A 12,972-nucleotide genomic window follows, 5' to 3' on the forward strand; every position below is an offset into this window, starting at 1 on the left:
GACCTGCGCGCTTGTGGCGAAGGCCTCGGCGTTGAATTCGCCGAAGTTCTAGACGAACTGACAGTCAGACAGTTGGCGGAGAGGCGCCACCTACGATGTTCCGCGAAGCGAGGTCCACTTCGAAGGGCAGATCTCTGCCAGTAGTAGCGTCCCAGCCTTCGCCAAGGATCACGCCATCAACTTCTCGCAAGTTCTTCAGACCATCCCATGAAAGGGCGCCGGTAATCCAATGTCTTCCGTCAGCATATAGCACTAAGATGCGCGAGTAATCGAAGAGCGCAAGAGCCTTTGCCGATATGGAGGGGCAAAGACCCATGACGGGCCTGATGGGTAATTCGGCCCACTCTTCTGGATTAACTGGGGATATTTGATACGCGACCCCTCCGGCGACAATTACGGCATGCACCCCGTCAGGATGATCGCAGCAAACGCTCGTAGACCTCGGCGATTCACGTCCAGAGAGAAAATGTCCAACCCACGGATCGCGCAGCGCGGAATCAATTCTGATGCTGACTCCGGCTACCCAACGGTCGCTTAGAGCGCCCGGATAAGCATAGCATTCCAGAGACTCATCTAATTCGTTGTAAGGCCGAATTGCATACGGATGCTCGGCAAAAAACATCTCGATTTTCATCGCGAAACTTTCGGACGGAAGAATCTATGCGTGATTGTCTCAGTACGCCCGGAAGGCGACGGTCGAACCCCAATTTCGTAAGTCCCCTCGAAAACACGCGGCTCAGTGTATCCAACGATCTCTCGAACGGGCTGACCTTCGCCAACTCTCACGTGGGCTCGGCCGAAAACCGGTTCGCCAGGACGAACTATGGTTCCCTCCTTCGAGTACAAAACGTATGTCTCGCTAATTTTCGTTCGAGTGCCGTTGTAGATTTCCGTATTCAACGATTCGGGAAAATTATGGAACGGACCGGGATCCTCAACTCTTCGCATCAGTTCGCGCGCCGAATAGATGCGGTTCGGTTCGGCGTTTAGGGTGCCCGCGCCGGCATTGCCAAACTGGCGCCCACCCGACTGGGAAGAGCCCGCTCCAGACGCACTGCCGCTCCCCGCTATTGTCGGTCCGCCATCGTCCGCCAGAAGCCTGCCGCGGGAGGAGGGTGCAACCCCCTGGGATCCCACCAGTGTCCCCTGGCCTGCGGTTCTGCCCATCGCCGAGGCGCCCTGCGCTGCCGGTGCAGCCAGTCCCAGCAAGCCGTACCCCAAGGCTGCTGCCTCGTCGCTCAATCCGGCCGATCGAAGCAACTGTTCGCCGTAGGGCACGCTGCCCTGGCCGGTCCATGCTTGGGTCAGTCCGGACTGAGCGTAGTCGAGGCTCACCGTCCCGCCGATCAAGCCCGCTGCGCAGCCCCAGCCGGTCACGCAGACGCTTCCGCTTGCCAGCGTGCCCAAGCCTCCGAGCACGAACTGGCCGGCTCCAACCGAACGGGTCCCGAGCTTGGCCTTCGTCGAGGGGTCGATGAGGTACTCGTCGACCCACCAGTACTGAAACAGCCGCTCGATCACCCGGCCCTTTCGCCCGTACTGCTGGTTCAGCAGGCTCTGTTCAGACGCCATGCTGGCGCCGACCGCCTGCAGCTTCGAGAGGAAGTCGTAATGGGGGTCGTCCGTCGGCACGCCGTCGGCACACCGCGTCATGGCGCATGCGGCAGCGAGAAGGCGCAGCTCCTTCTCTTTGTCACCTTGGGCGAGCTCCCTGACCCGCTGGACTTCGGACGAGTGCAATTGGCGGTTGTTCGTGTCGACGGCGAAGCCCCACCCGGCGCCCGCCGCGCCACCGGCGACGGCGCCGAGGCTGGCCGACGTCACCTGACCGAACGCCTGCCCGAACATGGTGGCGTATCCGCCGTCGATCCCGAGGTCGCTTGTGACGCTGCGAGCCGCGGCGACGACGTTGCGCTGCCATTCGTCGATCTGAGGCGCCGCTGCGGCCACGCCGCCTGCGCCCAGTGCACCGCCAAGGCCGCCGCCGAGCGCACCGGTCAACGTGTGCAACGCAATGCGGCCCGCGCCACCCTCGGCAAACAGTTCCTGCCGCTCGCGCAGCGCCGGGTCTTCCAGGGTCGCGATGGCGCGCTCGGGCGACATGTTCGCCCCTTGCTCCAGCCGAACGAGTTCGTCGTGCAGCGCCGGGTCGGTGAGGGTGCCGGCTTCGCGTTCGCGCCACAGGGCGAGGTACTGGCGGGCTTGCAGGGACTGCTCGGCGGCCGATTTCACCAAATGGTCCGACAGGCGGGCCACGGCCTGGGGAGCCTTCTGGCTGAAGGTCTGGGTGATCTGCACCTGCGCGGCCATCTCGCGGCGGGCGCGCTCGGCGTTGAAGGTGGGACGCAGGATGCCGGCGGTGTCGGTGGCGGTGGACACGCCGACGCCGCTGCGGGTCACGCTCTCCAGGTGCTCGCCGTCCGCGCCGAAGCCGACACCGGCGGTGGGCCTGCCGCCTTGCTCAGGCGCGCCGCTGCTTGGTGCCGCAGAGGTTGCCGCGCCGTTGGCAGGGTTTCGCCGGGAGGTCTCGCTGCTGACCTGCGCGCTCATGGCGAAGGCGTCGGCATTGAACTCGGCGACGTTGACGACATCCCGCTGCGTCAGCCCGCCCCGACTTTCGAACCGGGTCAGGCCCTGCTCGAGCGCCGTCGGGCTGGCGGCGATCACGCCGCCCACCAGATCGGTGCTCCCGCCCACGCGGATGTCGTAGCCGCCGTCGCCCGCGAAGAAGCCGCTCTGCTCGGCCACGTAGCGCTGGTTGGCCTGGATCTTCGTGCTGCCGAAGTGAAAGCCGGCGGCGGAGACGAAGGTGCCGTAGCAGATGGGCGGCACGCAGAGGCTCACATTCAGGCCGGCGCTCTCCTGCTTGCTGTCGTAGGTGCTGCGGTCCTGCAGGCATCTCGATGCTCAGGTTGCCGCGCTATCTCGCCCTCGACGCGGTGCGCCGTGCGTGAGGAAGTCCTGTGTCGATGACGTCGGCGGAGCCGCCCGTCCTCTCATTCCCCTTCAAATTCTTGGATGTAGGCCTCGACCGGCTTCCCAGGCCCCAGTTGACGAGCGTCGCCGGATGCTCAACTGACCAAGATCAGGCCATTTCCCACGAGCCGATCCTCGAACCGGCCGCTTTCCAGGTGCATGCTCGACTCGTAGAAAAAGGCCCAGCACTTAACCCTAGCGATCACATCTTCATCAAGTAGGACGTGGCTGAACCCGCTTGGTTGAGGCAATGCGTCCAAGAAACGCTGCGCCGCCTGCCGAGCTAATGCGAGGTCTAACTGCCTGTGTGTCATTGATCGCTCCTCAGCCACCAAAGCTTTACCCTTGGCCCTCAACGCAGGGCGAATCACGGACTGAACGTCCCAGCATTTAACCGCACCTCGTGGGTCGACCACTACATTGAAGACGTGGCCGACTTGCCCTCGCCCTCGGTCGCCAAACAACGCCAAGCGCACCCGGGCCGAACCCTTCGAACACCGCGTTTATCCCCCTCAATTAAGCAGGCGCGAGCAAAGCTAGTTTTCCACGCCCAGTGCGTTTGGAATATCGCTGATGGGCACTCCACGAGGGTCCAAACTATGGAAGCGCGGTTGCCGGGCGACTAGCAATGGTTGCGTCGGTCTCAACCACCCAGTTTACGCAGTTCATTTGGCGGCCTGCGACCGGAAATCGGGATTAGTGAGAGGTGCGCTTCCCGTCTTTCCGATCGGGCCAAGTCCAGCGAGGCCGCCGGTCCATGGGAGTTGGTCCATGGTGCGTGGTTGCGGCGCTTATCGTCGAGAAATCTTGGGCTGCTGGCGCTGGCAATTCCGGTATTGCCAAATGACCCGCCACGAGCGGTCCAATAAATTCAAGTCGACTTGTGACTATGTCTTGAATATCAGCGCTTCGAAATCTTGAAGCAAGTGTGCTCCCTTTTTTTGCTCGCCTTGCACATAAGCAGTTTGAGCTTCTTCCAACAAAGAAGAAAGCTGAAGCTTTGTTTCGACACCTACTACTTCGGACTCAACAAAATTCAGCCCAGCACGAAGCTCCGAAAATGCCTTTTCCAAGGTCATTTGCTCCTCGGGCTTTAAATAGTCCTCCTTGGGAAAACTATCAGGGGCGCGAAGCACGACATAGCCAATGAAGTCGTATAGGCCGTCTAGATTGTTTACCCATGCCATATCGATTCCTTCTTGATGGCCAAATGCTATAGCTGCCACCCAACTGCTGAGGCCGGACGATTGTGATCGCATCGCCGCCTGAGAATGCGCTGAATCGCGCAATCTGCGTATCGGTCGACCATTTCATCCCGACGGTCGCATCTAGTATGGACTCCGCAGCTGAAATTCTAATATCAGGACGAACATAAAGTCCAGTCCCGGCCGGGTCCCTAAGCCACCGATTCATCTGGACAAACTCACTCGAGCCCTCAGAAATTCCCTCTGAACTGAGCCAGCCGCGGAAGCGAGCGGCACTGTCGCGGTCAACGAAGTTACCTATTCGAGTGTTCGGATTCCCGCGCAGCAGTCCGGCGTCTTCTGCTGCACGCGCTGCGCCGTAAGCATCGGTCACGTAGCCCTGGTAGCGCTGGAAGCTCGCATCCGCGAAGTCACTAGAAGTCGTAAAGCCCGAGCGCCCGATGCCGGGTCCGACGAACTCCGGGACTGCCGCTCCGGGGGCTCCTACCGCCACCGATTCCACTTTGCCAAACTGGCGCCCACTTGCCTGGGAAGATCCCGCTCCAGACGCACTACCGTTCCCTGCAATTGTCGGTCCGCCATCGTTCGCCAGAAGCCTGCCGCGGGAGGAGGGTGCAACCCCCTGGGATCCCACCAGTGTCCCCTGGCCTGCGGTTCTGCCCATCGCCGAGGCGCCCTGCGCTGCCGGTGCAGCCAGTCCCAGCAAGCCGTACCCCAAGGCTGCTGCCTCGTCGCTCAATCCGGCCGATCGAAGCAACTGTTCGCCGTAGGGCACGCTGCCCTGGCCGGTCCATGCTTGGGTCAGTCCGGACTGAGCGTAGTCGAGGCTCACCGTCCCGCCGATCAAGCCCGCTGCGCAGCCCCAGCCGGTCACGCAGACGCTTCCGCTTGCCAGCGTGCCCAAGCCTCCGAGCACGAACTGGCCGGCGCCAGCCGTACGGGTCCCGAGCTTGGCCTTCGTCGAGGGGTCGATGAGGTAGTCGTCGACCCACGAGTACTGAAACAGCCGCTCGATCACCCGGCCCTTTCGCCCGTACTGCTGGTTCAGCAGGCTCTGTTCAGACGCCATGCTGGCGCCGACCGCCTGCAGCTTCGAGAGGAAGTCGTAATGGGGGTCGTCCGTCGGCACGCCGTCGGCACACCGCGTCATGGCGCAGGCGGCAGCGAGAAGGCGCAGCTCCTTCTCTTTGTCACCTTGGGCGAGCTCCCTGACCCGCTGGACTTCGGACGAGTGCAATTGGCGGTTGTTCGTGTCGACGGCGAAGCCCCACCCGGCGCCCGCCGCGCCACCGGCGACGGCGCCGAGGCTGGCCGACGTCACCTGACCGAACGCCTGCCCGAACATGGTGGCGTATCCGCCGTCGATCCCGAGGTCGCTTGTGACGCTGCGAGCCGCGGCGACGACGTTGCGCTGCCATTCGTCGATCTGAGGCGCCGCTGCGGCCACGCTGCCCGCGCCCAGTGCACCGCCAAGGCCGCCGCCGAGCGCACCGGTCAACGTGTGCAACGCAATGCGGCCCGCGCCACCCTCGGCAAACAGTTCCTGCCGCTCGCGCAACGCCGGGTCTTCCAGGGTCGCGATGGCGCGCTCGGGCGACATGTTCGCCCCTTGCTCCAGCCGAACGAGTTCGTTGCGCAGCGCCGGGTCGGTGAGGGTGCCGGCTTCGCGTTCGCGCCACAGGGCGAGGTACTGGCGGGCTTGCAGGGACTGTTCGGCGGCTGATCGCACCAAATGGTCCGACAGGCGGGCCACGGCCTGGGGAGCCTTCTGGCTGAAGGTCTGGGTGATCTGCACCTGCGCGGCCATCTCGCGGCGGGTGCGCTCGGCGTTGAAGGTGGGACGCAGGATGCCGGCGGTGTCGGTGGCGGTGGACACGCCAACGCCGCTGCGGGTCACGCTCTCCAGGTGCTCGCCGTCCGCGCCGAAGCCGACACCGGCGGTGGGCCTGCCGCCTTGCTCAGGCGCGCCGCTGCTTGGTGCCGCAGAGGTTGCCGCGCCGTTGGCAGGGTTTCGCCGGGAGGTCTCGCTGCTGACCTGCGCGCTCATGGCGAAGGCGTCGGCATTGAACTCGGCGACGTTGACGACATCCCGCTGCGTCAGCCCGCCCAGGCTTTCGAACCGGGTCAGGCCCTGCTCGAGCGCCGTCGGGCTGGCGGCGATGACACCGCCCACCAGATCGGTGCTCCCGCCCACGCGGATGTCGTAGCCGCCGTCGCCCGCGAAGAAGCCGCTCTGCTCGGCCACGTAGCGCTGGTTGGCTTGGATCTTCGTGCTGCCGAAGTGGAAGCCGGCAGCGGAGACGAAGGTGCCGTAGCAGATGGGCGGCACGCACAGGCTCACATTCAGGCCGGCGCTCTCCTGCTTGCTGTCGTAGGTGCTGCGGTCCTGCAAGCTCTCGATGCGCAGGTTGCCCGCTACCTCGCCCTCCACACGGTGCGCGTCGACGACGGCGCCCTGCAAGGTGGTATCGCCACCGGAGGACAGGGTCAAGGTCTTTCCGCTCGTGACGTGGCTGTTCGTCCAGCTGCTGTCGGTGCCATCGGCGCGACCGCGGCTGCGGCTTGCGGCGAGGTCGATGGTGAAGCCGTTCTGGTCGCTGAACAGTCCGAAGCCGATTCCCAGGCTAGCACCGCTCGAGCCATCCCTGCTTTTCTGCACGGCCGTGTTCCCGGCCGCACCGAGGCGGATGGCGCCGTCCGCCATGAGCCACGTGTTGCGCTCGGCTCTACCGGGCGTTCCGGCTCAATCCAGCCTCTGCGCCGCCCCCTGCACCACCTCGATCGCCACGCCGTTCGGGTCCGTCACCCGGAAGAGCCGTTCGCCCCAGGGCTGCTCCCAGACCGGAATGGTGATGGTCACGCCTTCGCGGCGCAGGCGGGCTTCCTCGGCGGTCAGGTCGGCCACGACGAAGGAGAGGATCAGTCCGCTGGCGACGGGATCCTTCCGACCGGACGGCAGCCACTCGGCCCCGTGCTGCAGGAAGACGACACCGGTGGCGACATCGTCGTGCACCAACGACACGAAGCCGTCGGCGGCCATGGCTTCCCGAAAGCCGAAGTGCGAGACCAGGAAGCGGCTGGAGGCCGCGACGTCATGGACCATCAGCGAGATGGCGGAATTGGCGATGCGCATGGTTCGATGGCTCCGGGGAGCGTCGTTGCAGGAAGGCGCGGATCATGAACGACGGGGCGCGCCCGCGCGCATTCAAGCGGGTGGGGCGGTCGGAATTGCCGACCGGGCCTTCTGCGTATGCGGTAGTCCTTCAGATCGCCAGCCAGCCAGCCAGCCAGCCGGTCATGCCGGCCCGGATTCGGGCGGCTCGCGTTCGCCAGCCGTCGGCGCATCCAGGCCCCATGACATCCAGTCCTCTCCGAACAGCTCGGAGGGATGGGGGGTGGCCAGGCTGCCGTTGCCGCACATCAGGGCGTCGGCGGGGCAGTACTTGTCGCAACCCCAGCAGATGCGCTCGGGGTGGGCGGGGAGGATCGGGAACTTCTTGACCATGGTGGGCCTTTCGCCGTCGACATGGCGGCCGCCTCGTGGGCGCCTGGCATGCGACACCGCCCATCCTAGTCGTCGGGCGCCGCGTCACCTTGGGCTGGATCAAGAAGCGGGGCTGCTCCGCTGCCTTGCGTGACGCGATGCGCCGTGGGCCCGAGGCCGTGCGCGGCGTGATTCAAGCGCCGGGCGCGAGGCGCACGGTCCAGTGACCCCCCGTCAGATCGACGCTGGCCTGCAGGGGCAGGAACTGCCGGATCGTCTCGAGGTTGGTCCGGGTGTGCTCGGTGACCTCGGTGCAGGTGTAGCTCGCCGGCCGGCGGGTGTGGTGGACCGCCAGGGCCAGCGGCAGGGCGAGCTGGTCGGCCAGGTGGGGGCCGGCGGCGGCGGTGCTGGCGCCGTAGGCGCGCAGGGCGTCGATGGCTTCCTGCGCCACCTGCTCGGCGGAGCGCCCCTTGGCACCGATCGCCGTCACCACCTCGTTGACGTGCTCGTGGCGAAGGGTGGCAACGAGTGCATTGCCGGGCCCCTCGCCGCGGCTGATGGCCGGCGTCTGCAGCTGCGCCTCGGTCCAGCCCAGGGCGCGGGCGACCAGCGCCAACTCCCGTTCGGCGATGCGCGGCGACAAGCCGGGCACCAGGCACTCGGCCTCGGCGCCTGCGCGCTCGCCGCGCGTCAGCAGATCGAAGGGCTGCAGGCCGCCTTCGGCGGGCGTGATGCGGGCCTGCACCTCGCCGCCACCGGCAGGATAGAAGCCGTGCCGGACGAGCCGTAGCGAGAGGCCGGCGCCGGTGCGCCGCAGCAGCGGCGCGAAGCAGCGGTCGATGAAGTGGAACGAAGGCGCCATCGGGTTGTGCGTGCCGCCCGTCAAGGTCAGCTGGCTTTCACCCGGGGCCTGCAGCAGCGCGGGCAACACGGTCTGCAGCACGAGCAGGCAGCTGCCCGCGGAGCCGATCGCGAAGGTGTACGCGCCGGCCGCGATGGGCCCCGGCCGGAAGACCACGCGGGCCGACCCCAGGTCGGCACCTTCGACCGTCGCGCCGCACACGGCCTGGGCCGCGGTGACGCAGGCCAGGTGCTGGCGCATCAGGCCGGGCTTCGGGCGCCGTGCGCGGATGCCGTCGATGCGCACCGGCTGGCCGGTGCACATGGACAGCGAGAGCGCGGTGCGCAGGATCTGGCCGCCGCCTTCCCCGGCGGATCCGTCGATGTCGATCATGTCTTTTCCTTGTTGTCGTGATTCACGCGCCACCTCCCCGATGGCGCGGCCGGTGGTCCGGCGGGGTCGGCCTCTCAGCCCTTCACGCACACCACCTGCTTCAAGGTGTGCACCACCTCGACGAGGTCCTTCTGTGCGTCCATCACGGCATCGATGTCCTTGTAGGCCATCGGAATCTCGTCGATGACATCGGCGTCCTTGCGGCACTCGACGCCAACGGTGGCCTTCACCTGGTCGGCGACGGTGAACAGCTTCTTCGCCTTGGTCCGGCTCATCACGCGGCCGGCGCCGTGGCTGCAGCTCTCGAAGCTCTCCGGGTTGCCGAGCCCGCGCACGATGTAGCTGCGCGCGCCCATGCTGCCGGGGATGATGCCGAGCTCACCCTTGCGAGCGCTCACCGCGCCCTTGCGGGTGATGAAGACGTCCTGGCCGAAGTGCCGCTCCTGCTGCACGTAGTTGTGGTGGCAGTTCACCGCCTCCACATGCGCGTCGAAGGGCTTCGGAATGCACTTGCGCACCGCCTCGACGAGGTTCTTCATCATCACCTCGCGGTTCAGGCGCGCGAACTTCTGCGCCCAGCCCACGCCGCGCACGTAGTCGCCGAAGTAGCGCGCGCCTTCCTCGAAGTAGGCGAGGTCTCGGTCGGGCAGGTTGCGCTGGTGCTGCTCGGCGTCCTTCTTGGCCAGCTCGATGAAATGAGTGCCGATGGCGTTGCCCACGCCGCGCGAGCCGGAGTGCAGCATGAACCACACGAAGTCGGCTTCATCGAGGCACACCTCGATGAAGTGGTTGCCGGTGCCGAGCGTGCCGAGGTGTTTGCGGTTGTTGGTGTTGCGCAGCCGCGGGTGCAGTTCGCACAGCGCCTCGAACTCGTCGGCCAGCGTGGCCCAGGCCTCGTCCACCGCATCGGGCGGGGTGTCCCAGCTGCCCTTGTCGCGGCCACCGCGGCGCGGCGAGATGCCGTGCGGCACGGTGCGTTCGATGGTGCTGCGCAGCTTGCCGAGGTTGTCGGGCAGGTCTTCGGCGCGCAGCGTGGTCTTGCACGCCATCATGCCGCAGCCGATGTCCACGCCCACGGCCGCGGGAATGATGGCCTTGACGGTCGGGATCACCGATCCCACGGTGGCTCCGATGCCCAGGTGCACGTCCGGCATGGCGGCGATGTGCTTGAAGACGATCGGCAGGCGTGCCGCATTGGCCAGCTGCTCACGGGCCTCGTCTTCGACCGGAACGCCCCGCGTCCACATCTTCACCGGCACGCCGCCGGGCACTTCCTGAGTGTTGTAGTTGTTGTTCATTCGTTCTCTCCATCATTGGTCCGGCACTGCGCCGGGCAGGACGTGTTCGCAACGGCCGTGCCACCTTGCCCGGGTCTGCGGCGGTTCTGCTCAAGTCGTTGATTCGCAAGGAGATTCGGCCACGGTGACGGCCCGATCCGATCGGCTGCGGCTGGCGCACCGACGCTAGGGCTAGAATTCTGGCGAGTCCACTATCCATCTGGCTAAATGGCCAAGAAGACCGTCGTCATTGGCTTTCTCGGAACCCAGCTTGATGCCGGCATCGCTGCCGGCCGCTGGGAGAAATGGCGCCCGACCGTCTCCCTGACGCAGCATGAGGAGGTCGTCATCGACCGCCTCGAGCTGCTCCATGGCGAACGTCACGAGACCCTCGCGGAGCAACTGCGCGCTGACATCGCCAAGGTCTCGCCCGAAACCGAGGTGCGCCTGGTGCGCATCGACGTGGCCGACCCGTGGGACTTCGGCGAGATGTACGCCGCGCTGTACGACTGGTCGCGGAGCTATGCGTTCAAACCGGAGCGGGAGCGTTACTGGGCCCACATCACCACCGGCACGCACGTCGCCCAGATCTGCATGTTCCTGATGGTGGAGGCCCGCTTCATCCCGGGGGTGCTGCTGCAGACCGCCCCACCCAGGAAGCAGGCCGCGGGCAACCCCGGCAGCTACACCCTGATCGATCTGGACCTGTCCCGTTACGACGTGCTGGCCCAGCGCTTCGGCCAGGCGCAACAGCAGGCCCTCGACTTCCTCAAGAGCGGCATCCCCACGCGCAACCGCGCGTTCAACGCCCTCATCGAGGAGATCGAGCGGGTGGCCGTGCGATCGAAGGCGCCCGTCCTGCTCACCGGACCGACGGGCGCCGGCAAGTCGCACCTTGCGCGGCGCATGTACGAGCTGAAGAAGGCGCGCCACCAGGTCAGCGGGCCGTTCGTCGAGGTGAACTGCGCCACCTTGCAGGGCGACGGCGCGGTCTCCACGCTCTTCGGCCACCGCAAGGGCGCCTTCACCGGTGCGGCCGCCGACCGCGCCGGTCTGCTGCGCAGCGCCCACGAGGGTGTGCTGTTCCTCGACGAGATCGGGGAACTGGGCCGGGATGAACAAGCCATGCTGCTCAAGGCGGTGGAGGAGAAGCGCTTCTTCCCCCTCGGCAGCGACCGTGAGGTGACCAGCGACTTCCAGCTCGTGGCCGGCACGAACCGGGACCTGCGCCGTGACGTGGCCGAGGGACGCTTCCGCGAAGACCTGTATGCCCGCATCAACCTCTGGAATTACACCTTGCCCGGACTGGTCGAGCGGCCCGAGGACATCGAACCCAACGTGGAGCACCTGTTGGCGCAGATGGCCGCGGAACTCGGACGCGCCGTGCGCTTCAACGCGGAAGCCAAGGCCGCGTACCTGCGCTTCGCCACGTCGGGAGAGGCGGCGTGGCACGGCAACTTTCGTGACCTGTCGGCCAGCATCATGCGGTTGGCGACCCTCGCCGACGCGGGCCGCATCAGCACGGCGTTGGTGGATGCGGAACTGGCGCGCCTGCGTTGGCTGTGGCACCGCGACGGCGCGTCCCCGCCCGCCGGTCCCGGCGAGGTGCAGTTGGACGCGCTGCTGACGGAGGAGGTGCGCGGCTCGCTCGACCTGTTCGACCGCTTGCAGCTCGAGGCCGTGGTCCGGGTGTGCCGCACGTGCAGCAGCCTGTCGGAGGCGGGCCGCCGCCTGTTCGACCACTCGCGCCTGCAGCGCAGCGTCGTCAACGATGCAGACCGGCTGCGCAAGTACCTGCAGCGCTTCGGCCTCGCCTGGAGCGACGTGGCAGGACGCTGAGCGCGGAACCGAGCGAACCGATTCCACCCGCGTGCAGACCTCGGCGGTCCGAAGCCTGCGAGCGGTGTCTACCCGGTCGCTTGCCAGGCCTTGGGGCCGGGTGACGTGCGATCGGCAAGGCGGCGATCAGCCAGGCCCGGCGCCGAGCAGTTCATCCACCCATTCGGCAAAGCCCAGGCCACCCGGGGCTCGCGTGATGTGGGCCGGTGGCCGCGGCAGGCTGGCCAGGTGACGCTGGATGTTGGCCACGCCCACGCTGCGCGGATAGGCTTCGAACATCTGCGCGTCGTTCAGCGAGTCGCCGACGAACACGACCTGCGCGCGGGCCGCCTCGCCCTGCAGGCGCAGGGACTCCGCCAGCCAGCGCTCCGCCGCGAGGCGCTTGCTGAAGTCGCCCAGCCACAGGTTGATGTGAATGGAGCTTGCCGTGGCCTGCACACCCAGGCCTCGGGCCGCGGCCAAGGCGCGCGCCACCTCGGTCTCGGCCAGGCGTGGCACGTCCTGGGCATGGTCGAGTGCCAGGTCGTAGCGGCGGTAGACGTTGTCGCGGGCCGGCGCCAATCCCGGCGTCTGCCGCATCACGGCGTCGGCCACCTTGGCCAGGCGACTGCGGTGGGTGAGGCGGGTGGCTTCGTCTTGCGTGTCGTGGTAGCGCATTTGGCGGCCATGGCGCTCGATGACGAACGCACCGTTCTCGCCGATCACCGCGGCCACCGGCCACGTGCGCGCCATCTGGTCACACCAGCCGGCGCAGGCGCCCGTGATGGGAATCACCGCGACACCTGCGTCGTGCAGTCGGTACAGCGCTTCCAACGCGCGCACCGGCAGGCGGCCTTCCCAGGTCAGCGTGTCGTCGACGTCGGTGAGCACGGCGCGGGGGAGAGAAGTCAGGGGCATGGGATGCAGGGAAGTGGAGGGCAACGGCTGGGCCAAGGACCGTGGATCCTCAGTTGATGC

Annotated in this window: 9 protein-coding genes and 1 pseudogene; 1 reads left to right on the plus strand and 9 read right to left on the minus strand. The window is 66.5% G+C overall.

The annotated features are described in order from the left end of the window. Nucleotides 1–64: 64 nt before the first annotated feature. The 8 genes and pseudogenes from ACSQ2F_RS21035 to ACSQ2F_RS21070 all read right to left on the minus strand — a co-directional run bounded on the left by ACSQ2F_RS21035 (nucleotide 65) and on the right by ACSQ2F_RS21070 (nucleotide 10,197). On the minus strand, nucleotides 65–634 hold the full coding sequence (locus tag ACSQ2F_RS21035) for a hypothetical protein (protein WP_436026189.1): 570 nt from the start codon (nucleotides 632–634) through the stop codon (nucleotides 65–67). Next, nucleotides 631–2,832, minus strand: a complete 2,202-nt coding sequence (locus tag ACSQ2F_RS21040) for a hypothetical protein (RefSeq protein WP_436026190.1) — start codon at nucleotides 2,830–2,832, stop codon at nucleotides 631–633. Before ACSQ2F_RS21040 ends, ACSQ2F_RS21035 begins: the two co-directional genes overlap by 4 nt. A gap of 1,031 nt (nucleotides 2,833–3,863) precedes the next feature. Then, nucleotides 3,864–4,055: a hypothetical protein gene (locus tag ACSQ2F_RS21045; protein ID WP_436026191.1), complete on the minus strand. Its 192-nt coding sequence runs from the start codon at nucleotides 4,053–4,055 to the stop codon at nucleotides 3,864–3,866. A gap of 40 nt (nucleotides 4,056–4,095) precedes the next feature. Continuing rightward, nucleotides 4,096–6,909 (minus strand): annotated as a pseudogene (locus ACSQ2F_RS21050) (hemagglutinin repeat-containing protein); the annotation flags it as partial. A 15-nt stretch (nucleotides 6,910–6,924) separates the two neighbouring features. Next, entirely contained in the window at nucleotides 6,925–7,314 is a 390-nt protein-coding gene (locus ACSQ2F_RS21055) for a VOC family protein (protein ID WP_436026192.1), read from the minus strand. Between the two features lie 162 nt (nucleotides 7,315–7,476). Next, a complete protein-coding gene (locus tag ACSQ2F_RS21060) occupies nucleotides 7,477–7,686 on the minus strand; it encodes a DUF3079 domain-containing protein (RefSeq protein ID WP_436026193.1) in 210 nt (69 codons plus the stop codon). A 172-nt stretch (nucleotides 7,687–7,858) separates the two neighbouring features. Further along, complete coding sequence (gene rtcA / locus ACSQ2F_RS21065; protein WP_436026194.1) at nucleotides 7,859–8,899, minus strand: RNA 3'-terminal phosphate cyclase; 1,041 nt, start codon at nucleotides 8,897–8,899, stop codon at nucleotides 7,859–7,861. 74 nt (nucleotides 8,900–8,973) lie between these two features. Beyond that, a complete protein-coding gene (locus ACSQ2F_RS21070) occupies nucleotides 8,974–10,197 on the minus strand; it encodes an RtcB family protein (RefSeq protein WP_436026195.1) in 1,224 nt (407 codons plus the stop codon). 207 nt (nucleotides 10,198–10,404) lie between these two features. On the opposite strand from ACSQ2F_RS21070, the gene rtcR reads away from it, so the two are divergent. Continuing rightward, nucleotides 10,405–12,015 carry an RNA repair transcriptional activator RtcR gene (gene rtcR / locus ACSQ2F_RS21075; RefSeq protein ID WP_436026196.1) on the plus strand — a complete coding sequence of 537 codons (1,611 nt, stop codon included), beginning with the start codon at nucleotides 10,405–10,407 and terminating at the stop codon, nucleotides 12,013–12,015. A gap of 126 nt (nucleotides 12,016–12,141) precedes the next feature. Here the strand turns inward: rtcR and ACSQ2F_RS21080 are convergent, their stop codons facing one another. After that, nucleotides 12,142–12,912 (minus strand): HAD-IIB family hydrolase, encoded by a 771-nt coding sequence (locus tag ACSQ2F_RS21080; protein ID WP_436026197.1) that lies wholly within the window; start codon nucleotides 12,910–12,912, stop codon nucleotides 12,142–12,144. Between the last annotated feature and the right edge of the window lie 60 nt (nucleotides 12,913–12,972).

Origin of the sequence: Rhizobacter sp. LjRoot28 (genome assembly GCF_964253025.1) — a bacterium.
Taxonomy (GTDB): Bacteria; Pseudomonadota; Gammaproteobacteria; order Burkholderiales; family Burkholderiaceae_C; genus Rhizobacter.

What these genes read in the sequence shown, in the direction of transcription:
- ACSQ2F_RS21035 (WP_436026189.1), bottom strand. Translation starts at nt 634, where the DNA reads ATGAAAATCGAGATGTTTTTTGCCGAGCATCCGTATGCAATTCGGCCT.
- ACSQ2F_RS21045 (WP_436026191.1), bottom strand. Translation starts at nt 4,055, where the DNA reads ATGACCTTGGAAAAGGCATTTTCGGAGCTTCGTGCTGGGCTGAATTTT.
- ACSQ2F_RS21055 (WP_436026192.1), bottom strand. Translation starts at nt 7,314, where the DNA reads ATGCGCATCGCCAATTCCGCCATCTCGCTGATGGTCCATGACGTCGCG.
- ACSQ2F_RS21060 (WP_436026193.1), bottom strand. Translation starts at nt 7,686, where the DNA reads ATGGTCAAGAAGTTCCCGATCCTCCCCGCCCACCCCGAGCGCATCTGC.
- rtcA (WP_436026194.1), bottom strand. Translation starts at nt 8,899, where the DNA reads ATGATCGACATCGACGGATCCGCCGGGGAAGGCGGCGGCCAGATCCTG.
- ACSQ2F_RS21070 (WP_436026195.1), bottom strand. Translation starts at nt 10,197, where the DNA reads ATGAACAACAACTACAACACTCAGGAAGTGCCCGGCGGCGTGCCGGTG.
- rtcR (WP_436026196.1), top strand. Translation starts at nt 10,405, where the DNA reads ATGGCCAAGAAGACCGTCGTCATTGGCTTTCTCGGAACCCAGCTTGAT.
- ACSQ2F_RS21080 (WP_436026197.1), bottom strand. Translation starts at nt 12,912, where the DNA reads ATGCCCCTGACTTCTCTCCCCCGCGCCGTGCTCACCGACGTCGACGAC.